Annotated in this window: 24 protein-coding genes, 1 tRNA gene and 1 riboswitch; of the genes, 14 read left to right on the forward strand and 11 right to left on the reverse strand. The window is 69.1% G+C overall.

Translation table 11 applies throughout. The features are described from left to right. A partial coding sequence (locus ACK5NO_RS10420; protein ID WP_416812611.1) for a transposase occupies positions 1 to 206 on the forward strand: 206 nt, incomplete at its 5' end. 83 nt (positions 207 to 289) lie between these two features. Here the strand turns inward: ACK5NO_RS10420 and ACK5NO_RS10425 are convergent. After that, entirely contained in the window at positions 290 to 1327 is a 1038-nt protein-coding gene (locus tag ACK5NO_RS10425) for a hypothetical protein (RefSeq protein WP_416812612.1), read from the reverse strand. Positions 1328 to 1429: 102 nt separating this feature from the next. After that, positions 1430 to 2449 (reverse strand): hypothetical protein, encoded by a 1020-nt coding sequence (locus ACK5NO_RS10430; RefSeq protein WP_416812613.1) that lies wholly within the window; start codon positions 2447 to 2449, stop codon positions 1430 to 1432. Between the two features lie 249 nt (positions 2450 to 2698). Between ACK5NO_RS10430 and ACK5NO_RS10435 the strand changes: the two genes are divergently transcribed. The 4 genes from ACK5NO_RS10435 to ACK5NO_RS10450 all read left to right on the forward strand — a co-directional run bounded on the left by ACK5NO_RS10435 (position 2699) and on the right by ACK5NO_RS10450 (position 5019). Further along, entirely contained in the window at positions 2699 to 3139 is a 441-nt protein-coding gene (locus ACK5NO_RS10435) for a MarR family winged helix-turn-helix transcriptional regulator (RefSeq protein WP_416812614.1), read from the forward strand. Beyond that, entirely contained in the window at positions 3136 to 3804 is a 669-nt protein-coding gene (locus ACK5NO_RS10440) for an NAD(P)H-dependent oxidoreductase (RefSeq protein WP_416812615.1), read from the forward strand. The genes ACK5NO_RS10435 and ACK5NO_RS10440 overlap by 4 nt, the downstream gene beginning before the upstream one ends. A 188-nt stretch (positions 3805 to 3992) precedes the next feature. After that, on the forward strand, positions 3993 to 4934 hold the full coding sequence (locus ACK5NO_RS10445; RefSeq protein ID WP_416812616.1) for a phosphotransferase: 942 nt from the start codon (positions 3993 to 3995) through the stop codon (positions 4932 to 4934). 12 nt (positions 4935 to 4946) lie between these two features. Then, positions 4947 to 5019: transfer RNA gene (locus ACK5NO_RS10450), tRNA-Lys, on the forward strand. A gap of 216 nt (positions 5020 to 5235) precedes the next feature. On the opposite strand, the gene ACK5NO_RS10455 is transcribed toward ACK5NO_RS10450, so the two are convergent. Then, entirely contained in the window at positions 5236 to 5442 is a 207-nt protein-coding gene (locus ACK5NO_RS10455; protein ID WP_416812617.1) for a hypothetical protein, read from the reverse strand. Positions 5443 to 5682: 240 nt separating this feature from the next. Further along, positions 5683 to 6944 (reverse strand): IS3 family transposase gene (locus ACK5NO_RS10460; protein WP_416812618.1). Its coding sequence is split into 2 segments (ribosomal slippage): positions 5683 to 6659 and positions 6659 to 6944, totalling 1263 coding nucleotides; the frame shifts between segments, so codons are not numbered across the junction. Between the two features lie 59 nt (positions 6945 to 7003). On the opposite strand from ACK5NO_RS10460, the gene ACK5NO_RS10465 reads away from it, so the two are divergent. From ACK5NO_RS10465 to ACK5NO_RS10485, 5 genes are all read left to right on the forward strand, one after another. Next, a protein-coding gene (locus tag ACK5NO_RS10465) for an IS3 family transposase (RefSeq protein ID WP_416812619.1) occupies positions 7004 to 8193 on the forward strand; the annotation gives its coding sequence in 2 pieces (ribosomal slippage) (positions 7004 to 7270 and positions 7273 to 8193; 1188 coding nt in all). 899 nt (positions 8194 to 9092) lie between these two features. Next, a complete protein-coding gene (locus ACK5NO_RS10470) occupies positions 9093 to 9446 on the forward strand; it encodes an iron chaperone (RefSeq protein ID WP_416812620.1) in 354 nt (117 codons plus the stop codon). Between the two features lie 124 nt (positions 9447 to 9570). Next, positions 9571 to 10119, forward strand: a complete 549-nt coding sequence (locus ACK5NO_RS10475; RefSeq protein ID WP_416812621.1) for a VanZ family protein — start codon at positions 9571 to 9573, stop codon at positions 10117 to 10119. A gap of 68 nt (positions 10120 to 10187) precedes the next feature. After that, positions 10188 to 10373 carry a hypothetical protein gene (locus tag ACK5NO_RS10480; RefSeq protein WP_416812622.1) on the forward strand — a complete coding sequence of 62 codons (186 nt, stop codon included), beginning with the start codon at positions 10188 to 10190 and terminating at the stop codon, positions 10371 to 10373. A gap of 188 nt (positions 10374 to 10561) precedes the next feature. Further along, positions 10562 to 10930 carry a VOC family protein gene (locus tag ACK5NO_RS10485; RefSeq protein WP_416812623.1) on the forward strand — a complete coding sequence of 123 codons (369 nt, stop codon included), beginning with the start codon at positions 10562 to 10564 and terminating at the stop codon, positions 10928 to 10930. Here ACK5NO_RS10485 and ACK5NO_RS10490 read toward each other — a convergent pair. After that, positions 10927 to 11373: a GNAT family N-acetyltransferase gene (locus ACK5NO_RS10490; protein ID WP_416812624.1), complete on the reverse strand. Its 447-nt coding sequence runs from the start codon at positions 11371 to 11373 to the stop codon at positions 10927 to 10929. The genes ACK5NO_RS10485 and ACK5NO_RS10490 overlap by 4 nt on opposite strands. A 59-nt stretch (positions 11374 to 11432) precedes the next feature. Further along, positions 11433 to 12110: a GOLPH3/VPS74 family protein gene (locus ACK5NO_RS10495; protein WP_416812625.1), complete on the reverse strand. Its 678-nt coding sequence runs from the start codon at positions 12108 to 12110 to the stop codon at positions 11433 to 11435. Positions 12111 to 12341: 231 nt separating this feature from the next. On the opposite strand from ACK5NO_RS10495, the gene ACK5NO_RS10500 reads away from it, so the two are divergent. Beyond that, complete coding sequence (locus ACK5NO_RS10500; protein WP_416812626.1) at positions 12342 to 13700, forward strand: MFS transporter; 1359 nt, start codon at positions 12342 to 12344, stop codon at positions 13698 to 13700. 19 nt (positions 13701 to 13719) lie between these two features. Here the strand turns inward: ACK5NO_RS10500 and ACK5NO_RS10505 are convergent, their stop codons facing one another. Next, entirely contained in the window at positions 13720 to 14577 is an 858-nt protein-coding gene (locus tag ACK5NO_RS10505) for a hypothetical protein (RefSeq protein ID WP_416812627.1), read from the reverse strand. A 90-nt stretch (positions 14578 to 14667) separates the two neighbouring features. On the opposite strand from ACK5NO_RS10505, the gene ACK5NO_RS10510 reads away from it, so the two are divergent. Then, complete coding sequence (locus tag ACK5NO_RS10510; protein ID WP_416812628.1) at positions 14668 to 15516, forward strand: aldo/keto reductase; 849 nt, start codon at positions 14668 to 14670, stop codon at positions 15514 to 15516. 2 nt (positions 15517 to 15518) lie between these two features. Here ACK5NO_RS10510 and ACK5NO_RS10515 read toward each other — a convergent pair whose 3' ends face one another. Further along, positions 15519 to 16490: a cation diffusion facilitator family transporter gene (locus ACK5NO_RS10515; RefSeq protein ID WP_416812629.1), complete on the reverse strand. Its 972-nt coding sequence runs from the start codon at positions 16488 to 16490 to the stop codon at positions 15519 to 15521. A gap of 192 nt (positions 16491 to 16682) precedes the next feature. Between ACK5NO_RS10515 and ACK5NO_RS10520 the strand changes: the two genes are divergently transcribed. Both ACK5NO_RS10520 and ACK5NO_RS10525 read left to right on the forward strand, forming a co-directional pair. Beyond that, complete coding sequence (locus tag ACK5NO_RS10520) at positions 16683 to 17075, forward strand: PadR family transcriptional regulator (RefSeq protein ID WP_416812630.1); 393 nt, start codon at positions 16683 to 16685, stop codon at positions 17073 to 17075. Beyond that, a complete protein-coding gene (locus ACK5NO_RS10525) occupies positions 17072 to 18418 on the forward strand; it encodes a permease prefix domain 1-containing protein (protein ID WP_416812631.1) in 1347 nt (448 codons plus the stop codon). The genes ACK5NO_RS10520 and ACK5NO_RS10525 overlap by 4 nt, the downstream gene beginning before the upstream one ends. Before the next feature lie 35 nt (positions 18419 to 18453). On the opposite strand, the gene ACK5NO_RS10530 is transcribed toward ACK5NO_RS10525, so the two are convergent. From ACK5NO_RS10530 to thiM, 3 genes are all read right to left on the reverse strand, one after another. Continuing rightward, positions 18454 to 20085 (reverse strand): bifunctional hydroxymethylpyrimidine kinase/phosphomethylpyrimidine kinase, encoded by a 1632-nt coding sequence (locus tag ACK5NO_RS10530; protein ID WP_416812632.1) that lies wholly within the window; start codon positions 20083 to 20085, stop codon positions 18454 to 18456. Next, the gene (gene thiE / locus ACK5NO_RS10535) at positions 20082 to 20729 is read right to left on the reverse strand and encodes a thiamine phosphate synthase (RefSeq protein WP_416812633.1); all 648 of its coding nucleotides are present in this window, start codon (positions 20727 to 20729) and stop codon (positions 20082 to 20084) included. The genes ACK5NO_RS10530 and thiE overlap by 4 nt, the downstream gene beginning before the upstream one ends. Then, positions 20726 to 21553, reverse strand: coding sequence for a hydroxyethylthiazole kinase (gene thiM / locus ACK5NO_RS10540; protein ID WP_416812634.1), 828 nt, complete (start codon positions 21551 to 21553; stop codon positions 20726 to 20728). The genes thiE and thiM overlap by 4 nt, the downstream gene beginning before the upstream one ends. Then, positions 21545 to 21639: riboswitch (TPP riboswitch) on the reverse strand. It overlaps the preceding gene by 9 nt. Positions 21640 to 21689: the final 50 nt, after the last annotated feature.

Below are 21689 nucleotides of genomic sequence, written 5' to 3' on the forward strand. Positions count from 1 at the left end.
GCGACCCTCACTCACCCTGGCAGCGCGGCTCGAACGAGAACACCAACGGGCTCCTGCGCCAGTACTTCCCCAAGGGCACCAACCTGTCCGTCCACAGTCCGTTGGACCTCGAGCACGTCGCTCAGGAACTCAACGGCCGACCACGCAAAACGCTCGACTGGAATACTCCAGCCGAGCGTCTGCGTGATCTACTGATCACCACATAGACCAACAGGTGTTGCGAGGAACCCTAGAAACCGCCCGGTGATCGGGGGCTTCGTCATGCGTGGGCCTGCGAGGCGCCGCTCTGCTAGTCGGTGGTGAGGCCGAACGACAGGTCACCCGCGTACTCGCCGACCTCCTCAGGCCAAGGGTCGGCACAGTGGTCGATGCTGGCGCCGCCGTCGGCGCCCGCGTCACTGTCACCGCCCACGTCACCATGACCGGGCCGCGCGAGCCCGCACTCGGCGACCTCGAGCCCCCGGACTGTCCGTAGATCCAACGGGCCCCCGAGCGACACGAGCACACCTTGCTCCGTTACCGTGCCATGTGCGTCACCCAGGCACGCGCTCAGGTCAGCGTGGTCGCCGGACACCAGCGCCACCTCCACGACGGCCTCCCCGTTGCCGCGAGACACGTCACGCACCACCGCGCCGTCGACGGCGCACCCCAACTCCGGGCTCGCGATCAGCAGCATGTCCGCGGCATCGAGCATCGAGAGCGCCTCGTCACCCAGCGCGGTCGCGGCGGCAAAGAGCTCGGCGGGGCTTTCGAGGTCGTGGTCGATGACGACGTACGAGCCAACGGGATCAACCGCCATCCCACCCGGCCGCTCAGCCCACTGGCGTTGCTCGTGGCTGAACACCGCCCCCCACTCCTCAACCGCATCGGCCACCCACTGGTCGTGGCGATCGTCACTCGAGGTCTGTGCCCATGCGACCGCGCCAAAGATCACGGCCCCGACGGCGAGCCCTGCAAACGCGACCGTGGTAGCGCCGTAGGCCAGCGAGCTCGGCTCATCCGGCGGCAGGTCCGCGTCGTCGGAGCGCGCGTGGGCGCGCAGGGCAACGATGAGCATGCCAGCGATGGCTGCGGCGGTCAGGACGCTGCCGATCGCCATGAGGCGCAACGCGACGTCGTCGTCCTCGAACGGCAGGTGAGCGACGACGCTCACGGCACCAAGGCCGAGCAGCACCACGCCGCCCACGCGCCAGTAGGCGACCTGGCGCCCACTGGGCGCGACGCGTTCAGGAGTCCGCAGCGACAGCATCGCCCCGGCGCGCCACGCCGCGTGCGGAACCAGCACCTGTACCAGGCCCATTGCGACGAGCAACCACGACCACCACATGGCCCTACCCCCTCAGAAGTGACCTCAATGTAGCGCCGCCGCGCCCCCGTGCAAAGGGCCCGGCGACACTGCCGTCGCCACCCACCACACGGGGCGGCACGCCTAGGGCTGGGCTCGCCCCACGTCGACGTAGTCCGAGTACTCGTCGACATCCTCGACCCACGGCTGCGCGCAGTGGTCCACCGGATCGCTCCCGGGGGCCGCGCTTGAGGTTGCTCCCCACCGCGGCGTCGTGCATTCGGCCACGTCGAGCCCCCTGACCGGTCGCGCCCCGAGCGGCTCGGACAGCGTCACGAAGGCCGTCTGCTTGGCAGCGCGTGCCGGCGAGCCGCCCAGGCAGTCGCCCAGATCCGCGTGCTCACTCGAGACCAGCGCCACCTCGACATTGGAGTAGCCGTCGGCCCTGTTGACCTCGTGGACGACTGCGCCGTCGATCTCGCAACTGAAGTCGCGCTCGGCGATGAGCAGCAGGTCAGCGGCCTCGAGCATCGCCAGGGCCTCTTCGCCCTCGGCCTCTGCGGCCGTCCAAAGTCCGGCCGGCTCCTTGAAGAACGGATCGATCACGACGTAGGTGCCGACCGGGTCGATCGCCATGGCGCCCGGTCGGCTCTCCCATTGCTGCGCCCCGTGACTGAAGGCGGCTCCCCATTCGTCGACCGATGCGGCGACCCACTCCTCGTTGACGGGCTCGCCCAGCGGCTGCGCCCACATCACGGCCCCCATCACAGCCGCCCCGACCGCGAGCCCCGCGAACACGACCGTCTGCGCCTTGTACGCAAGGTCGCTCGGCTCGTCCGGAGGGAGCTGATCCTCGGGCGTGCGGCGCCACACCCTCACCGCGTAGACGAGCATCCCCGCGATCGCCGCTGCCGTCAGGAGGGCAACCACGCCGGACGCGCGCAACGCCGCGTCCTCGTTGAGCCGCGGCATACTCAACACGCCCCAGGCGACCCCCGCCCCAAGGCCGACGAGCGCGCCCACACGGGCGAACGCGAGCTGTCCCGGGCTCGGCTCGACGAGCTCGGGCGTGCGCAGCGACACGATCGCACGCGCCCACCACAGCGCGCGCGGCGCGATCAACGCGATCAGCGATAGAACGATCACCAGCAGCGCCACACCCATGGCCGCACCTCCTCATGTGTGGCCTCAATGTAGCCGCGCGCCGACAGTAGGAAAAGGCCTGGTAGTCCCTGGTTTGAAGAAATCGGCCGTACGGCCGATGGGTGGCCATCGGCAACCCGCCGTGCCAGCCCTCCCGGCCGATGCTCGCTCGCCTCTCGGACGACAGCCCAGCCCGCGCATCGGCCCTCCGGACGGGTCAAGTTGTCAACCTGTTGACAACTTGGACTCCTTGGTTGTTAACTGGTTGACATGTCCGACAAGCTGACCTTCACCCTCCACGAACTGGTCTCCGAGATTGACCTCGCGGCCGACCACATCCTGCAGTCACGTCACGGCGTCTCCGGCCCCACCTTCTTGTTTCTGGCCGTGTGCGCGGACGTCGAACCGGCCGACATCACGTCGCTCGCGCGCTGCCTGGGCGTGTCCAAGGCCGCGGTGAGCAAGCGAGTTCCCGCCCTGGCACAGGACGGCTGGATCACGACGTCCTCCGACCCCGACCACGCCCGCCGCGTGATCGTCTCGCTCACCGACAAGGCGCGCGTGCTCGTACGCAAGGCCGGCCGCGAACTCGACGACGCCTTCACCGCGACCCTCGCCGACCCGCGCGCAGACGGGATCGACCCCACCGTCCTCAACGCGCAACTCAACACGCTGCTCGAGATCATGCGCGAGAAGGGAGCACTGGGATGAGCGCGGCGACACGGATCCTGGTCGTCGTTGGCACGCCGCTGGGCGACTCCCTCGACCACGGCCTTGCGCGTTCCTACGTGGAGGCGGCGCAGGCAGCAGGGGCTCAGGTGCGCGTCCACGACCTCGCCGCCGATCCCATCCCCGAGCACCCGTCACTGCGCGATCAACTCCGCACCCCGCGCGCCGACCGGCCCGAGGACTTGCCGCTCGACCCCGCCGCCGCCGCGTACATCGACGACGTCGACTGGGCCGACCACCTCGTGTTCTTCTTCCCCCAGTGGTGGGGCACCTACCCCGCCGCGTTCAAGGCCTGGATCGACCGTGTGCTGCTGTCGGGCTTCGCGTTCGCCTACCGCCCCGCCGGCTCTGCGTGGGACCGGCTGCTCACGGGCCGCACCGCGCGCATCGTGATGACTATGGATTCCCCCGGCTGGTGGAGCCGCGTGCTGTACCGCGACGCGGGCGTGCGAGCACTGCGCACCGCGACCCTCTGGTACTGCGGCGTGCGCACGGTGGGCGTCACGCGCATCGGCTCGGTGCGGCACACCGAATCCGCGGGGCTTGAGCGCCGCGTGGGTGCGATGGCACGGCTCGGGACAGCCGATGCGCGGCGCACCTCGGGCGCAACGCGCCGGTCCCGTACCGAGGTGGGCGCTCAGGCCTGAGTTTCCTCGGCGTCTGGCGGGGCGCGCCGTGGTGGGGCCGTGGGCGTGGTCTACGCGTAGCGCGCACCGAACTCGGTGAAGTGGGCGAGGTCTACGCGAACCGGGGATGGGGCGGGGTGGGCTCGGGCGGGGCGGGCTCGGGCGGCGTGGCGGGTGGCGGGTGGCGGCGCGGTGCTAGCGTCGCGCACATGACCGATGCGCCGGAGCACACACCGCTCGACACGGGCCCACCCGCCGCGCATCCTGCGATTTCTGTGGCGACGGCCCGCGCGCTGGTCGATACGCAGATGCCCCAGTTCGCGGACCTGCCGCTCGGTGAACGGTTCGACGGCTGGGACATGGCGATGTTCCGCCTGGGCGGCGCGCTCGCCGTGCGACTGCCGCGTGCCGATCCCGCCGTCGCGTCCCTTGCGCGCGAGGTGCGCTGCACCACCGAACTCGCGGGCGAGTGGACGTTCGCCTACCCCCACGTGGTCACGCGTGGAGAGCCGGGAGAGGGCTACCCGTGGCCGTGGGCCGTCGTGACGTGGGTGCCGGGGAGCACGGCGGATCTTGTGCCACTGTTCGCGTCCGCCGGCCCCGACGTGGGTCAGGCGATCGCGCAGATTCACACGCCCGCGAGTGCCGATGCGTGGGTCAACCCCGAGCAGTCCCTCACCCTCGCGCAGCGCGACGACGAAACCATGTGGGCGCTGGGCCGGGCGGAACTGGGTTCCGGGCACGACGGGTTGGCACTCGACGCCGAATCGGCCAGGGCGCTGTGGCACGCAGGCCTTGCGGCACCTGAACCGTCGGCAGCCGAGTACGTGTGGTCGCACGCCGACCTGCATGGCTCCAACCTGTTGAGCGACAAGGGCACCTTCGCGGGGATCATCGACTGGGGCAAGATGGCCGCGTGCGACAGAGCCGTCGACCTCGCCTTCCTCTATACGGCAATGCCAGCGGCGGGCGTGGAGGCCGCGCTCGCGGCGTACCGCGAGGCCACTGGTGTCGACGACCCCGGGCTGGAAGCCCGCGTGCAGGCCATTGCGCTCCAGAAGTGTCTGCTGTGGGCGGGACTGGACCGGCCGCTCAATGTGACGATGGCCTGGCGGGGGCTGCGGGAACTGGGAGTCGCCGTACCCGCGTAGGATTCTGCACGCGGGCCTCTAGCTCAGTTGGTAGAGCAGCGGACTTTTAATCCGTAGGTCGTGGGTTCGAGCCCCACGGGGCCCACTGCTGGGAAGCGTGCAGAACTCTGGCGTTTCTGTTGCGTAACTGTACGAGACCGCGCTCCAGTTGGCCGTACTCAAGTGAGTGGGGTTCATTGGGGCGACGAAGGGCCGCCAAGCCTGATTCTCCGAGCTCTCCCATTGCGGTTGCCAACGCCGAGTAGGGCCCTCGCCTGCCGGCTGGGCCATGTCGGGGTGGTTCTGGGGTTCTGAGCGGCGGCTACGCGGCGCGCTTGTCGGGAGGGAGCCGTCCCGGGATGCGGAGTGGTGCGCTGCCCGGCTCGGTGCCGTACTTGGCGAAGCCCGAGTAGGTCAGCTTCCTTCCGCGCTTCACCTGCTGCTTCTCGTTCGGGTCGTCGTCAGTCGGGTCCGCGTCGGCCCACTTGCGGATGCTGTCCAGATTCGCAGCGACAATCTTGCAGACCACCGCGAGCACCTGCTTTCCCCAGCCGCGGAACTGTCGGTGGGAGACCTCATCGATGGAAGGTCCGGTGGCCTGCTTTAGTCGCTTGTTCTCCGACTCGATCTCGTTGCGCGGACCGGTGTACGCCGCGTACCACTCGGGGGTTCTGAACGGGATGTCCTGTCGAAACTTGAGTCCCAGCTCGGCGGGGATTGAAATGCTCTCCCTGCGCTGACATACCGCGAGTGAAGCGCCCCGGGTTTCTTAGAGGGCGGGTTGTCCCGCCAGCGTCTGCTGGCGGGTGTGGATGTCACTGTAGTACGCCGCTTCCTGCTCCAGCGGCGTGAGGTAGTCGATCGACGAGTGCAGGCGGTTCTCGTTGAACCAGTGCACCCATGACAGGGTCGCGAGTTCGAGTTCGTCTGCGGTCCTGAATGGGCCGTCGATCTTCACGCACTCGGTCTTGTACAGGCCCACGACGGACTGCGCCAGCGCGTTGTCATAGCTGTCGCCAACGGTTCCAATCGACGCGATCGCGCCGACCTCGGCCAGCCGGTCGCAGTAGCGCAGCGCGGTGTATTGGGCGCCGGCATCCGAGTGGTGGACCACGCCGGTGACGTCGTGTCCGGCCTGGTCGCGCACCCACAACGCCATCTCGAGGGCATCCAAGGGCAACTCGGTGGGCATCGCTGTCGCGGTGCGCCAGCCCACGATCCGACGTGAGTATACGTCGGTGACGAACGCGGTGAACGCCATGCCCGACCAGGTGGGCACGTATGTGAAGTCCACGACCCACAGCTCGTCGGGACGGCTGGCGCGGAAGTCCCGTTCGACAAGGTCCAACGGTCGTGTGGCGCGCTCGTCCGGTCGGGTCGTGACGTACTGCTTGCCGCGACGCACGCCGCGCAGACCCTGGTCGCGCATGAGCCGTTCAACGGTGCAGCGGGCCACGACGATGCCCTCACGGCGCAGCAGATGCCACATCTTGCGGGCCCCTGCGATGCCGCGGCCGAGCTTGCGGTCCCAGAAGATCCGCTGGATCTCGACCGTCAGTTCCTCGTCACGCAACGTGCGCGCGGCAACGGGGCGCGTGCGGTACGCGTAGTAGGTGGACGGGGCGATCCTCACGCCATGCTCACGCAGGACGCGGCAGATCGGCTCGACCCCGAACCGAGCCTTGAACTCATCGATGAAGTCGACTACCAGGGAAGTCGCGGGTCGAGCTCCCGCGCGAAGAAACTCGAAGCCGCCAACAGGATGTCGTTGGCACGCTTGAGCTCGCGCACCTCAGCCTCGAGGTCCTTGATGCGCTTGGCGTCGTTCGTGGTCACGCCGGGGCGCTCGCCCGCGTCGATCAGGGCTTGCTTCATCCACCCACGAAGGGTGTCGGGGTTCACGCCCGTGCGCTGTCCGATCCGCACGACCGCCGCATTCAACGACAGATCGGGATCCTCGCGGCGGGCCTGCGCCACGAGCCTCATGGACCGCTCCCGCAACTCCTGCGGATACCTCCTCGGTGCCGGCATGATCATCATCCTCTCGGGGATTCAGACCCTCCACCAAACCCGGGGCGCTTCAGTTCCTCATGCAAAAGGCGTTTCCGAAGGCGTTCAAGGAGGACGTGCTCAGGGTCGCTCGCAATCGCGGTCCGGACACGTCGTTGGAGATGATCGCGAAGGATTTCGGGATCTCGTCATCGTGTCTGCAGCGATGGATCAAGCAAGAAGCCGTCGATGAGGGCCGCGAGGTCGGAGTCTCGACAGACCAGGCGGCCGAGAACCGTGAGCTGCGTCGGCGCAACTGTCTGCTGGAGCAGGAGAACGAGGTCCTGCGGAGGGCGGCGGCGTATCTGTCGCAGGCCAACCTGAAACTCGGTGGCTCCCCAAAATGATCTACCCGCTCGTCCGCGAGCTGGCCGCGCCTTCCGCTCCCGTGAGGGTGCCGGTCGCGGTGACGTGTCGGGTGCTGAACATCGCCAAGCAGCCCTACTATCGCTGGCTCAAAGCCCCCATCTCCGACCGCGACTGGGATGACGCGCACCTGGCCAACGCCGCGTTCGATGTCCATGCCGACGATCCCGCGTTCGGGTATCGGTTCATCGCCGACGAACTCGCTGACGCTGGTTTCACGGCCTCGGAGCGCCGGGTGTGGCGGGTGTGCTCGGAGCGTGCGATCACGTCCGTCATCCAGCGCAAGCGCCGGGGCAAGACTGGCAAGGTCGGACCGCCGGTGCGCGACGATCTCGTGCAGCGAACGTTTAGTGCCGACGAGCCTGACCGGTTGTGGCTGACCGACATCACCGAGCATCCCACCCGTGAAGGCAAGCTGTATTTGTGCGCGGTCAAGGACGTGTTCTCCAACCGGATCGTGGGCTACTCGATCGACGCGCGCATGACATCCGACCTGGCCGTCGACGCCCTCAGGATGGCCGTCCAACGCCGCCGCCCGAGCGCTCCTGTCACGGTGCACTCGGATCGCGGAAGCCAGTTCCGAAGCCGTAAAAACCAGCACGAACTCGACCGCCACGGCCTGATCGGATCCATGGGACGCGTCGGCGCGGCTGGTGACAACGCCGCCATGGAGTCCTTCTTCGCACTCTTGCAGAAGAACGTCCTCAACCTCCGCGCCTGGGACAGTCGCGAACAGCTCCGGATCGCGATCGTGACCTGGATCGAACGTACCTATCACCGCCGACGCCGCCAACGCGTCCTGGGCCGGTTGACGCCCATCGAGTACGAAGCCATCATGGCCCCACAGGTCGCCCTCGCGGCCTAACCCCTCGAGTCACCAGAACCTTCAGCAGTCCCGCTCGTGGGATGCGCCATTCATTCCGCACGTCACATTCAGCGGACAACAGACCCATCGTGTCGGATTCATCACACTGCCGAGACTGAGTCCGTCACCTGCCCCGTCAAGCGGCCTTGCACGGCGGCGCTAAGGTCAATCGAACTTGGGGCAAACCCTCCCGGGATGCCGCGCGGCGCGACGCTCACGGGATTTTCCGAGCTGGGCTCGCTGACGGTTGAGGCGCGTCCGCGCGCACATCGCAAGGAGATGAGCGGAAGACCTCATTCGCGACGAACCGAACGCCTACGCGGGCGATGGCGTAGCTCCGATGTGCTCGTCCGAGGCGACCGGGCCGTGGTGGACGGTATCGCGCGCTGACCCGTGCCCTGAGTGCGAACGCCAGGCTCAGGGGCTCGCCGGCCAGTAGGAAACACCTGCAGGCGCCGGACACCGAGTCCATCGTGCTTGCGCAACGTTAAGGGCGCAATTTACCTGGGAAGACACCTAACCGATGGACTGGGCCCAGCAATTGCCTGGACTACGCTTTATCGGCCAGGCGTATCCATCGAGGTAGCAGAGTTGTGCGCGCTTCCCACTTGGCGTACCGCGCTGACCTCGCCGTCGCTCAGCTACCGGCACCTACCCTGCGCCCCCGCAGAATAACCACGCCACACACGAACGTCACCACCATGTACCAGCTGTTGAGCAGGATGGACGCGATCCCATCGTTCCAATACCAGACTGCGACCACGGCCGCGAAGATCGGCGAACCGACAGCGAGAAACCACCCCACACTTCGAGGTGGCACCCGGTCTCCAGGTGCCTTGTCAACGTTGCTGTCGGACACACCGCTCACGCTAGTGCGCCGGTGCATCAGGATGGAAGCCATGACCGCACCCACCACCCACGATGCCTACATCGCCGCTGCCCCCGAGCGCTTCCGTGACGTGCTCACGAGACTGCGCCAGCGCATCGGCGCCGCTGTGCCCGAGGCCGTCGAGACCGTCGCCTACGGCATGCCCGGCTTCCGCCTGGGCACCACGACGGCGATCGGCTACGCCGCATTCAGCGAGCAGTGCGGCCTGTACCTTCCGGCCGATGCGATTGCCGCCTGTGCGGACGCCCTCACCTCCGCGGGGCTCAAGTACTCGAAGACGGGCGCGACGTTCACCGCTGCTCGGCCGATCCCCGACGACGTCCTGACCGCACTACTCGACGCCACCCGGGCCACCCTTGCCTGACGCCACGCCCAAGTATGGGGGCACGGACGCGAGCCGATTTGTCCGTCTCGCGCGTTAGAGTGATGCGCGCTCACCCCCGCGGCCACTCGCAGGCCTGTGGCCGGGCAGCGTCTGGAGGAGACCGATGCTCACAGCCATGGCCGACGAGGCCCGCGACCTAGCGCCCTTCGCTGTGGTCGCGCTGGTGGTGCTCGTCGCGGTGTGGGGCATCGGCGCGGCTCAGGGAAAAGGCATGCGGTCACTGCTGTGGGCGGGGCTCGTGGTGTGCGTCGCGGCGATCCTGTGGGCGACCCTTGGCTCCGTCATCGCGACTGGCGACCGCGGCACCGGCGGCCTCAATCTGGTCCCCTTCCAGGAGATTCAGCGTGGGATCGATAACCAAGACACCAGCGCCTGGCGCAATGTGGTGGGCAACATCGTGATGTTCGTGCCGTTCGGGCTCGTGATCGCCCTGCTCGGGCGCGGGGGAATCTGGGTGCGCCTGCTCCTGGCCACCGTGGTGGGAGCGACGTTTTCCACCGTCATCGAGCTGACCCAATACTGGGCCGGGCGCGTCGCCGACATCGACGACATCATCCTCAACACCACCGGAGCCCTGCTGGGCGCCGTCGTGGGCGCCGTGATCGGCGGCAGCGTCGAGAAGGCGCGTCGGGCGCGAGCCGCACGCAGCTAGCGGCGGGCACCAAGCCAGCGGACGCATCGGCCCTACCGAAACCAACCGCGCAGGCGTAGCCTCGAAGGATGTCCACACCGCTGGCCGAGACCTGGCAGGATCCCCGCGAGGAGATCGAATTCAGCGTGCTCATGGCCAACGGCCGGCTCGCGCCGCGCACCTTCACCGACCGTGCGGAGGCAGAGGCGTGGGCCCGCCCCGAGGACGGCGACGAGGTCGTGTGCTTCAACCACGTGTGCGCCTGCGATCGGTGAGTGGGACCGCTTCCCGTCACACGGATCCGCATGGCTGGGGAAGCCGGGGCTGAGGCGATCCCTTCGCGATGAAAATGGATCCATTTGACGGAGAGGGAGGGCGGTTTTAGGGCGCAGCGGGCAAGGCGCGGGCGAAGAGGGCACACTGGGAAGCGTCGACGCCGACCCCTACACCGAGGAGGCCCTCCATGGCACACGGCGACATCACCCACATCGACATTCCCGTCAGCGACCTGGACGCCGCCAAGTCGTTCTACTCGACGCTTTTTGGCTGGCAGATCGCGGCTCCGCCCGGCTTCGAGGACTACCCCATGTGGCAGGCGCCCAACGAGATCAGCGGTGGCGGCCTCGCGCCTCGGTCCGAGGGGTTCAGCCAGCCGCGCAGCTACGTCGAGGTGGACTCGATCGACGACACCATCGCGCTTGCGAAGGAGCACGGCGCCACCGTGGTCATGGACAAATCCGAGATCACCGAGACCAGCTGGTGGGCCGTCATCACCGACCCCGACGGCAACGTGATGGGCCTCTACGAAGGTGTCACGGAGGTCGACGGCTAGACGGCCCGCTCCCCCACCACCTCGCCAAACAGCACCTCGCCCGTGGGCGTGAAGCCGCACTTGAGGTAGAACTCCTCGGGGCCGTCCTCGCCCGGCACCCACATCACCGTGATGCGGGACAGGCCGCGACGGCGCGCCTCCGCGACCACCTGCTCGACGGCAGAACGGCCCACGCCGCGCCCCCGTGCCGCATCGGCGACGTTGAGGCGCCAGATGCCCGCCCGAAACGCCTCGATGTCGCTGTCGGGATTCCAGTTAGCCATGACGAAGCCGACCGGATCGTCGCCGTCGACGATCAGCCGCGGCCAGGCGGTGGGGTTCACGTAGGCCTCCGCCAGGGAGTACACGACCGGCGCGACGGTGGACCTCTCCCCCGGCTTGGGCGGCAGCGCCACCGCAGCGTCGAGGTTGTCGGGGGTCAGTTCCACGAGGGTGAGCGCCATGCGCCCACGCTAACGCGCCTGGCGCATCGGCGACCGCGCCGCATCGGCGCCCGGCCCGGCTACGACCCTGCCGATGCCCCCGCCGCCGTGGCGGCGACCATGATCGCAACGGCCGATGCCGCCGCGCTCACGGCCTGGCTCACGCCCGCGGCACCCCAGTCACCCTTCTCGAGCGCCTTGCCGCGCGCCCGCACCTCGCCCGACCACGGGATGTCGCGGTGGAGGGCGTGCAACTGACCGCTCGCCGACAGCAGCGCAGCGAGCATGGCAGTGCGCGGCGGCGGCTCGATGCCGTTGACTAACACCGCATGCAACTGCTCGATGAGCGCGTCACGGCGGCCCGTGCCGCCGTCGCTGAGCTTGGTGCTCGGGAAGACCTTCCACCGCGTGCCGCGTGTGCGGACGATGTCGCCGCGCTCGACCAGCCGGTCCAGCACAGGGGTGCGCAGCCGCGGACCCACCGCAGTGAGCAGCGCGTAGACCTTCTGAGGCTTGGCGTCCACCCGCTCCCACATGTCACGCAGCAACGCGTCCTCGGGCGGGACACCCACCGCCGTCACCGTCGCGTTGTACGCCGAACGCGCCTCACTCAGTTCGACTGCGCCGTCCACCGCCAGTTCCGACAACACGGCGCCCGCGAGCGGGTAGTACAGAGTGCCCTCACCATGAATGGAGCCGTTGCGAGGGTCGAACAGCACCAGCAGCAGGTCCTCCACCACGGTCGGTGCTGCACTCACCATTGCGATGCTCCCCTCGCTGCGCCCATGCGCCCGCGCTCGCCACGGTAGCCCTCCGTACGCGCGCGCGCCTTCGGCCGCACGGCTGATCCCCGCCGTTCGCACGGCCGATGCGATGGCCGGGTGCCGTCCCCACTCACCCTGGCCTACGCGTAGCGCGCGCCGCGCGCCCAGATCTGGGCGAGGTCTACGCGAACACGGGTCCCGGGCGGCCGCGAGTACCCTTGCTCCGTGACTCGCACCTCCACCCCACGCGCCGCGTGGGCGGTGCTGGGTGCGGCAGCCTTCATCTACTTTGTCGCGGTGGTGCAGCGCACGTCGCTCGGCATCGCGGGCGTGGAGGCGCTCGACCGGTTCGGCGTCGAGGCGATCGGCCTGTCGATGCTGTCCGTGGTCCAGATCAGCGTCTACGCGGCTCTCCAGTTGCCCGCCGGAGTGCTGATCGACCGCTGGGGACCGCGCCGCATGCTCGTCGCGGGCTCACTCATCATGGGAGCCGGGCAGCTGGCGCTCGCCTTCGCCGACACCCTGCCCCTCGCGCTCGCAGCCCGCGTGCTGATCGGCGCGGGCGACGCACCGGTGTTTGTGGCCGCGACCCGCCTGGTATCCGAGTGGTTCCCGCCGCGGCGCGCGCCGCTGATGGTGCAGATCATGGGCATGCTGGGCCAGGTGGGCCAGATCGCGAGCGCGATTCCCGTCGCGTGGCTGCTGCACGCTCAGGGCTGGAGCCCCGCCTTCGCGATCCTCGCCGCGCTCGGGCTGGCGGCCGCCGCCATGGCGGCCTGGCAGATCCGTATGCCCCCCGACGACCACGCCCACCACGCCGTGCCGTCCGTCGCTGGCGCCCAGGGCGAGGTCGCCCCAGCCGCGCCGCCTTCTGCCTCCCAGCGGGCCGATGCGCCCATCACCTTGCGCGAGGCCGTGCGCCCGCCAGGGGTACGGCTGGGCTTCTGGACGCACTGGACCGGGCTGTTCTCCGCGAACACCGTGACGCTGCTGTGGGGCGTGCCGTTCTTTGTCCAGGGCCAAGGACTCGAGCCCGCCGCGGCTAGCGGATTGCTGACCCTGCTGGTCGTCACCAACGTGGCCAGCGCACCCATCATCGGCGCGCTCACCGCACGCCACCCCCTGCGACGCAGTTGGCTGATCCTCGCGGCCGCGATGGCCGCAGCGGTCGCGTGGGCCGCCGTTCTGATCCCGTCGGGACCGCGCCCGCTGTGGCAACTCGCCGTGCTCGTGATGGTGCTGGGCGCGTGCGGCCCCGCCTCGCTGATCGGCATGGACTACGCCCGGACGTTTGGCGTGCGCGGGCGCCTGGGCACCGCGACCGGATTCGTCAACATCGGCGGTTTCGCCGCGACCGTGCTGTCGGTCGCGCTGGTGGGCGCCGTGTTGCAGTGGGTCGCACCGGGCACCGCGGAATACGGATTGAACGACTACCGGATCGCGCTCAGTGCCATGGCCATCCCCTGGGTGATCGGGGTCGCGGGCATCCTGCATTCACGCCGGCGCACGCGCCAGGCAATGGCGTCCCACGGCGTGCTCGTCCCGCCGATGCGCCAGGCCTTCAAGGACGGCCGGCGGCTCTAGTGGGGGGCGCCTCCGTGCGCTATGACACGTCCAGGTCGAGCGCCAGGTCGCCCTCATCGTTGCGCTCAAGACTGCCGGTGACCGGGCCGTCGGCGCTGTCGAGCTCCGCAAGCCAACTCTCGCCGTCCTCCGTCCACACGCGCGTGAGGGTGAGTTCCTCAAGCCCGGCGTCCCAGCGAGCCTGAGCGACCTCGCGCTGGAGCGTCGCCAGCGCGTCGTCGGACACCGGCGTGCCCAGTTCCCAGGCCTCGCGCGCCACCCCGTCCACCGAGAACGCCTCCGACTGCGGGTAGGTGACCACGCCAGTAGGGTCCACGACCTCGACCACATATGTCGCCGGGAATAGTGTCAACGTTGCAGCCCCATCGACCACTGTGACCGCACAGTCGGCATCCGCGAACGGGGCGTCCGCGAGCCGTACCTGCGCCACCGCGGGCTCGCCAAAGGTCACCTCGAGGCCGTAAGTGTCAGGCAGTTCCACCAGCCACGCGCCATCTTCGCGCTTGAGCTCCAGGGTCAAGTCCTTGTCCCCACCCAGGCTCACGTCCACGCTCGCCGCATCCCCGTTGAGATTCACTGAGTCGGCCACGACCGTCGCGCCGACCATGCTCCGGCTCGGCGCGTCGTCGGCCACCAGTTCGCCGCACGCGAAGTCCTCGGCGACGGAGGTCGTCAGGGCGAGAGCGGTGGCGTAATCGCCGCCAGCCTGCGCGTCGAGAAAGCTCTGGACCACCGCATCGGGCCCTTGTCCATCCTCGGACTCGATGGGGGCCGGATCGCCTCCGCACCCCGTGAGCAGTGGCACACCGACAGCGGCGAGCGCCACTGCGCTGAGCGTGCGGACGGTCGGGGATCCAGGGCGCAGGCGAGGTCTCATGGTGAGGCTCACGCTAGCGAAGCGTGATCGGCGAGCGCTACCCCCTTCTACCGCTCAAGCGATGTCGGTAGCCGGGCGTAGGTTGGAGTCATGACCACTCCCGAGCGCACTCTGAACGACGGCCACCAGATCCCCGGCATCGGCTTCGGGACGTACCCCCTCAAGGAGGACGAGGCCCACGCGGCCATCACCTCCGCGCTCGACGTGGGCTACCGACTGCTGGATTCCGCAGTCAACTACGGCAACGAGGCCGAGGTCGGCAAGGCCGCCCGCGACTGGCTGTCCGCCAATGGAGTGGACGCCTCCGAGCTCACCATCCAGACCAAGCTGCCCGGCCGCCACCACGACTACGACTCGGCCCTCGCATCGGGCCTGGAGTCACGCGAGCGCCTGGGCGTGGACCGCATCGACGTCCTGCTGATCCACTGGCCCAATCCCATCACCAACAAGTTCCGCGAGGCGTGGCGTGCGCTGGTGGAGTTGCAGCACCGCGACGTGGTGCGCACCATCGGCGTCTCGAACTTCACCGCCGATCACCTCGAGGCGATCGTCGACGACACCGGCGTCACCCCCGCCATCAACCAGATCGAGCTGCACCCCTACTTCATTCAAGAGGACATGCGCGCGACCAACGCCGAGCGCGGCATCCTCACCCAGTCGTGGTCTCCCCTGGGCAAGCGTCAGGCACCCTTTGGGGAGCCCGCCGTGGCCGATGCCGCGGCAGCCCACGGCGTCACGCCGGCTCAGGCGATCTTGCGTTGGCAGGTGCAGTTGGGCAACGTGCCGCTGCCCAAGTCGGCGACGGCGGAGCGTCAGGCCACCAACCTCGACGTGTTCGGCTTCGAACTCACGGAGGCGCAGATGGCGGCGATCAGCGCACTCACCCGCGCCGATGGACGCCTGTTCGACGGCGACCCCGCCACGCACGAGGAGATGTAGCGCTACCAGGCAAGCTCTTCGCACGCATGCGACATGGTGCGTTCGATCTGAACGGTCGCGTGCTCAAGGCGGTAGGTGGTCGCAGCCACCGCCCGAGCCCGCGACAGCACCGTGTCCGCATCGGCGTCCTCGTCGACGTGCAGGTGCACCGTCATGACGTTCATGCCCGACGTCAGGGTCCACACGTGCAGGTCGTGGACCTCGCGGACGCCGTCGATGGCGGCGAGTTCGGCTTCGAGCGCCGCCGCGTCGACGTCGTGCGGAGTGTGTTGCGCGAGCACGTGCACCACCTCACGGCCCAGCGCAATGGCCCGCACCACCACGAAAGCTCCTACGGCGCACGCGAGCACGATGTCCCAGACGGCGTCGCCTGTCCACACCACCAGGACTCCGGCGACGATCACGCCTACCGAGCCCAGCGCATCGGCCATGACCTCGAGGTAGGCGCCCTTGACGTTGAGCGAGTCCTTCGCGCCGGGACGCAAAATCAGTAGCGTCACCAGGTTGACCAGCAGGCCCAGCACGCCGACCACGAGCATGGGCGTGGTCTCCACCGAGTGATCGCCGCCTTGCGCGAACGCGACCACGACCACGCCCACCGCGGTCGCGAGCATGATGAGTACCGCGATGGCGGACGCGAAGATCTCGACCCGATACGCGCCGTAGCTCGAGTGAGTGCTGCGGCGAGTGCGGGCGGCGATCGCCGTGGCGATAGTCGCGACCGTCAAGGTGACGGTGTCCGCGAGCATGTGCCCCGCATCGGCCAGCAGGGCGAGCGACCCTGACAGCCACGCGGCCGCAATCTCGACGGCGGTGAAAGTCACCACGAGCACAAGCGCGAGGTTCAGTCTCCAGCGGTGGACGGCGCCTGCGTGGCCGCCGGGTCCATGGTGGTGCCCGCTCATCGGCGCGGCCTCCTGAGTCTCGGTGAGGGCAAAGCCCAGGTCAGGGACAGGTCGGGACGGAACGGCCATCGTATCGAGGCGCCCTGTGAAAGACCACCCCCTCCCCCGTCAAATGGATCCATTTTCATCGTGAGAGGGGGTGGGGAGAGGGGGTGGGGAGCGGTGCCGCGGACCGGGCCAGAGGAGGGAGGGCTTTGACATACCTAGAACTGCTATGCATACTGCTTCAAGGGATGCGAATGCGCCCGCAGGAGGTGAGCAGTGGACATCCCCAAGGACCTCGTGGCCGCGAGCGCCGCGCCACTCGTGCTGAGCATCCTCGCCGAGGGCGACAGCTATGGCTACGCGATCATCAAGCGCGTGGGCGAACTGTCCGGCGGTGACCTCGAGTGGACCGACGGCCTGCTCTACCCCTTGCTGCACAGGCTCGAACGCCAAGGGCTCGTCGACAGCAGGTGGGGCGCCTCGGACACAGGCAGGCGCCGCAAGTACTACTCGCTGACACCCCAGGGCGATACGGCGATCACACAGCATCGCGCGCAGTGGGCAGCGGTATCCGCGGCGCTCGAGGCGGCATGGGATCGCACCCAGACGCAGTTGCGCGCGGCCGGCGCCGGGCCCGCCGCGCTCGGAGCGCAAAGAGCCCTCGCATGAGTGAGCCGGCAAGCGCCAACGACCTCACCGCCCAGGTTGCCCTGTGGCGCGCTCACATGGAGCGGCGCGGCTCAGTGGACGGCGCGGATGTCGACGAGCTCGAAGACCACCTCATGGGCCACATCGACGCTCTCACGGCGAGCGGACTCAGCGAAGACGAGGCCTTCCTTGTCGCCATGAAGCGCCTGGGCAGCCAAGACGCGATCGCGCGCGAGTTCGCTCGGGAGAACTCCAAGCGGTTGTGGAAGCAGCTCGTGTTGGGTGGGCCCAACCCCGCCACGCCGGCCGATGCGCGTGCTGGCGGCCTCGCCGCCGTCGCCTTTGGTGTCGCCGGAGGCCTGCTGGTGCAGGTGCCGCGGCTGTGGGGCGCGGGCGAGGCCTTCTGGATACCCAACCTCGCAGTCATGGGCATGGCCGCGCTCGTGGGATACCTGTTGTGGCGGCGGCCCCAAGGCCGGGCGTTCACCGCCGCCACCGCCCTCGCCTTCGCGGCCGTGGCCGCCGTCGCCAACCTCTACCCGCTCGACCCGGCCTCCGACGCGAGCGTCGTGACGGCGCTGCACGTGCCCATCCTGGTGTGGCTCGTGGTGTGCCTCGCGTATGCGGGACGGCGCTGGAACGGCGTCGACGGACGCATGGACGCCGTGCGCTTTACCGGCGAGTGGGTCATTTACCTGGCACTACTGGCCGCGGGAGGCGGCGCGCTCACAGGCGTCGTCATGGCCGTCTCCGAGGCTGCAGGCGTCAACGCCAACGTCTTTGTCGAGGGCTGGCTGATCCCGTCGGGCGCGGCGGGCGCTGTGGTGATCGCCGCGTGGCTCGTGGACTCCAAACAGTCGGTGATCGAGAACATGGCGCCCGTGCTGGCGCGCGTGTTCACCCCACTGTTCGCGGTGACCTTCGTCGCGCTCATCGCGGTGGTCGCACTGAGCGGGGAGGTCGCCAACCTCGACCGCGACGTGCTGCTCGTGTGCGACCTGGTGCTGGTGATCGCCGTGGGGCTGGTGCTTTACAGCCTCACTGCCAGGCCGGACGATGCGGTGGCCGGGTGGTTCGAACGCACCCAACTGGCGCTCGTGGCCGGGGCACTCGTGCTCGACGCCGTCGCGCTCGTCAACATCGTGGGCCGCCTGGATGACGGCTGGACCATCAACCGCACCGTGGTGCTCGGCATCAACGTGATCTTGCTGATCAACCTCGCGGTCAGCGCCTGGCTGCTGGTGCGTCTGTTGCGCACGCACCCAGGCGCCGCCCGCGAGTTGGAGCGGTGGCAGACGTCGCTACTACCCGTCTACGGGGTGTGGGCGCTGATCGTCATCGTCACCCTCCCCCTCCTCTTTTGAGTCAAATGGATCCATTCGACGGGAAAGGGGCGCGGCTACGCGATGAAAATGGATCCATTTGACGGGAGGGAGGGGAGGATGAGGGGGGCTGCGAAGAAGTCCCTCTCGTAGCGGACCGATGCGTCAAAGGCCACCCGCATCGCTTGCCTGGTGCGCGGATCGGCCTTGGCCGCAATCGCCGTGACAATCTCGATCGCCTCGCGCGTGCTGGCCGCGAACTGCTCGTCGCCGTAGGTCTCGATCCACGCGCTGTAGCCGTGCTGGCCGGTCTGCGCGGCAAGCAGCCTGGTGCCCACGTCCCAGTACACCCAGAAGCACGGCAGCAACGCGGCACACAGCGTCGCGTAGTCGCCGCGCGCCCCCGCCGCGAGCATGTGATCCACGTAGGCCTGCGTCACGGGAGCCGGGTCCGCGTCGAACGTGCTTTCTTGCGGCAGCCAACGCCCGTGCAGTTCCAGTTCGGCCACGATCGCCCCGTGCGCCGAGCGCGCCCAGAACCCCTGCTCGTGCGCGGTAGGCGCAAGCGACGCGGCAAGCGCGAGCGCCCGCGCATAGTCCCGCAGGTAGATCGCATCCTGAGCCAAGTACCAGCGGAATCGGTCCTCATCGAGCGACCCGTCACCCAAGCGGGTCACGAACTCGAGAGCATCAATTTCCGCCCGCACGGCCTCGACCGAATCCCACCAGTCGGCCGCGACATCGGCCGCACACCGGGGCGAGTCGGGAGCCATCCCCGCCGCCTCCCACAAGCCCGCAAAGTGCGAGACGGGACCGTGTCCGCGGCCCACCTCGAGCGCATCGGCCCCCTGCAGGCTCTGCGCGAGCCAGGCCTTCGCCTGCGCAACCGCGGTGTCCCAGCGGCCCGTCCTGACGCGCAACGTCGTGATCGCGGACGACATCGAGCAGCCCGTGCCATGCGTGTGTCGGGTGTCGACGCGGGGCGAGCTGAGCACCTGCGGCTCCTCCCCCACGGCCACCAGCGCATCGCGCACCGTGTCGCCACTCAGGTGGCCACCCTTGGCGAGCACCATGACGCCGTGCCGGTCCGCGAGCGTCTGGGCCTGCGCGAGCAGCGCCTCCCAGTCCTCAGCGGGCTCGACGCCGAGCAAGGCCGCAAGTTCGGGCACGTTGGGCGTGACCAGGTGGGCGCGGGTCATGAGGTCGGCGAGCGCAAGTTCGGCGCGCACGTCGAGCAGCCGGTCGCCGCTCGTGGCGACCATGACCGGGTCGAGCACCACGACGGCAGGCCGCGTGCGGTCGAGCCAGTCGCGCACCACGGCAATGATCTCCGCGTCAAACAGCATGCCGATCTTGACCGCATCGATCGCGACGTCGTCGCTCACCGCCTCCAGCTGCGAGGCCAAGAACGCCGCGGGCGGCGCGTGAATCTCACGCACCCCCTGCGTGTTCTGCGCGACGAGCGCGGTCACCGCCGCCATGCCGTAACCGCCGTTCGCGGCGATCGACTTGAGGTCCGCCTGGATGCCAGCACCCCCCGTCGGGTCGGTGCCCGCGATCGACAGCACTCGCGGCGGGATCAGGGCCGATGCACGGGCCGGCTGCCGCTCAGAGGTCGCCACGCGATGGCTCGCGGGGGCGCTTGCAGAGGCACTCGCGGGGACGCTCGCCGGTGCGCTCGCCACGTCCTGGTTCACGGTCGCGCTCATGCCGCCACCGCCCATGCGCCGCTGAGTTCGGCCGCCGCCGCGCGCGGATCAGGAGCCGCGCAGATCCACGACACCACCGCCGCGCCCGCAAGTCCGCCTCGCCTGAGCGCGGGAAGGTCCTCGGGCGTGACGCCACCAATCGCGACGGCGGGCAGCGCAACAGACTGGGCGAGCGCAATGACGCCGTCGACGCCCAAGGCGGCGGGCGCATCGGCCTTCGAGGCCGTGGTGCGCACGGTGCCGATACCCACGTAGTCGACGACCGCGCGCACGGAAATGGCCCGCAACTGCGCGGCGGTGTTGGCGGTCACGCCGAGCACGGGCTCCGGCCCGATGAGGGTGCGCACCTGCAAGGCGGGCAGGTCGTCCTGACCCACATGGACGCCGTGCACCCGAGCGCCTGCGTCGCGGGCGGCGAGAAAGACGTCCACCCGGTCGTTGACCAGCAGCGTCACGTGCGAAGGCAGGGCCGCCGCAAGAGCGGTGACCGCCTCAAGCGTGTCACGGGCCGAGGACTTTTCGCGCACCTGCACAGTGGTGGCGCCGCCGGCGACTCCTGCGAGCACGGTGTCGACGAGCGAGCGGCCCGCGCCCGCGGACTGGCCCGCGTCGGTGACCAGGTAGATCGACAGATCGGGGGTCATCGCACGGCCTCCGCTACCTGGGGCGTCGCGACGGCCGCCGGGTGAAAGTCCTCCGGGGTGAGCAGCGCGAGCGCATCCAAGAAGGCGGGCGCAAACGAGCCCGGGCCCTGCGCACGGGCGGCGGCACGCTCCGCTGCCGCCGAGTAGAACGCATGCGCGGCGACCGTGGCCTCGAACGCGTCCGGGTGGCTCGCGACGAACGCCGCCACAACGGCCCCCAGCGCGCAGCCGCCGCCAGTGACGCGCGTCAGCAATTCAGAACCGCCCGGCACGTGGGCCTCACGCTCGCGCGAGACCACCAGGTCGACCGCCCCCGACACGGCCACCACGGCTCCCGTCGAGCCAGCGAGCGTGCGGGCGGCCACCACCGCATCGGCCGTGCCGTGCGAGGAGTCGACTCCCCGGCCGCCGCCACCGAGCCCGGCCAGCGCGATGATCTCCGACGCGTTGCCGCGAATCACGGTCGGGCTCGCGGCGAGCAGGTCGCGAGCGAGGGCGGTGCGCACCGGCAACGCGCCCACCGCGACAGGGTCGAGCACCCACGGCGTGCCGGCGTCGCGGGCGGCGGTGGCGGCCTCGCGCATGGCGTCGCGCTGCTCCTCGTGCGGCGTGCCGACGTTGATCAGCACCGCAGAGGCGATGGGCGCAAACGCCCCGGCCTCCTCGCGAATGTCGACCATCGCGGGGGTCGCTCCCGCAGCGAGCAACACATTGGCTACCCAGTTGGTGGTCACGGCGTTGGTGAGGCATTGGATCAGCGGCGCCGTGTGACGCACGGCGGCGAGGGCCTGCTGAGAGGTGGACAGAGTCGTAGGCGCGCTCATGGGCGACATCCCTTCGCTAGTGCTAACTAGATCAGGTTCGACGGGTGTGTTCTCAGCCCCTTGGCGGGGCACCCCGTGTCACGTGCGTGCCACGCTAACGCGATCGCGCGGCGGTGTCGACCTCCCGCCCCTCCCG

The organism is Demequina sp., from assembly GCF_047975725.1.
Taxonomy (GTDB): domain Bacteria; phylum Actinomycetota; class Actinomycetes; order Actinomycetales; family Demequinaceae; genus Demequina.

Excerpts from the sequence above, each read along its gene's own strand:
- ACK5NO_RS10515 (WP_416812629.1), bottom strand. The coding sequence starts at position 16,490 with ATGGCCGTTCCGTCCCGACCTGTCCCTGACCTGGGCTTTGCCCTCACC.
- ACK5NO_RS10525 (WP_416812631.1), top strand. The coding sequence starts at position 17,072 with ATGAGTGAGCCGGCAAGCGCCAACGACCTCACCGCCCAGGTTGCCCTG.
- ACK5NO_RS10485 (WP_416812623.1), top strand. The coding sequence starts at position 10,562 with ATGGCACACGGCGACATCACCCACATCGACATTCCCGTCAGCGACCTG.
- ACK5NO_RS10490 (WP_416812624.1), bottom strand. The coding sequence starts at position 11,373 with ATGGCGCTCACCCTCGTGGAACTGACCCCCGACAACCTCGACGCTGCG.
- ACK5NO_RS10510 (WP_416812628.1), top strand. The coding sequence starts at position 14,668 with ATGACCACTCCCGAGCGCACTCTGAACGACGGCCACCAGATCCCCGGC.
- ACK5NO_RS10430 (WP_416812613.1), bottom strand. The coding sequence starts at position 2,449 with ATGGGTGTGGCGCTGCTGGTGATCGTTCTATCGCTGATCGCGTTGATC.
- ACK5NO_RS10530 (WP_416812632.1), bottom strand. The coding sequence starts at position 20,085 with ATGAGCGCGACCGTGAACCAGGACGTGGCGAGCGCACCGGCGAGCGTC.
- ACK5NO_RS10435 (WP_416812614.1), top strand. The coding sequence starts at position 2,699 with ATGTCCGACAAGCTGACCTTCACCCTCCACGAACTGGTCTCCGAGATT.
- ACK5NO_RS10425 (WP_416812612.1), bottom strand. The coding sequence starts at position 1,327 with ATGTGGTGGTCGTGGTTGCTCGTCGCAATGGGCCTGGTACAGGTGCTG.
- ACK5NO_RS10475 (WP_416812621.1), top strand. The coding sequence starts at position 9,571 with ATGCTCACAGCCATGGCCGACGAGGCCCGCGACCTAGCGCCCTTCGCT.
- ACK5NO_RS10440 (WP_416812615.1), top strand. The coding sequence starts at position 3,136 with ATGAGCGCGGCGACACGGATCCTGGTCGTCGTTGGCACGCCGCTGGGC.
- thiM (WP_416812634.1), bottom strand. The coding sequence starts at position 21,553 with ATGAGCGCGCCTACGACTCTGTCCACCTCTCAGCAGGCCCTCGCCGCC.
- ACK5NO_RS10445 (WP_416812616.1), top strand. The coding sequence starts at position 3,993 with ATGACCGATGCGCCGGAGCACACACCGCTCGACACGGGCCCACCCGCC.
- ACK5NO_RS10505 (WP_416812627.1), bottom strand. The coding sequence starts at position 14,577 with ATGAGACCTCGCCTGCGCCCTGGATCCCCGACCGTCCGCACGCTCAGC.
- ACK5NO_RS10470 (WP_416812620.1), top strand. The coding sequence starts at position 9,093 with ATGACCGCACCCACCACCCACGATGCCTACATCGCCGCTGCCCCCGAG.
- thiE (WP_416812633.1), bottom strand. The coding sequence starts at position 20,729 with ATGACCCCCGATCTGTCGATCTACCTGGTCACCGACGCGGGCCAGTCC.
- ACK5NO_RS10480 (WP_416812622.1), top strand. The coding sequence starts at position 10,188 with ATGTCCACACCGCTGGCCGAGACCTGGCAGGATCCCCGCGAGGAGATC.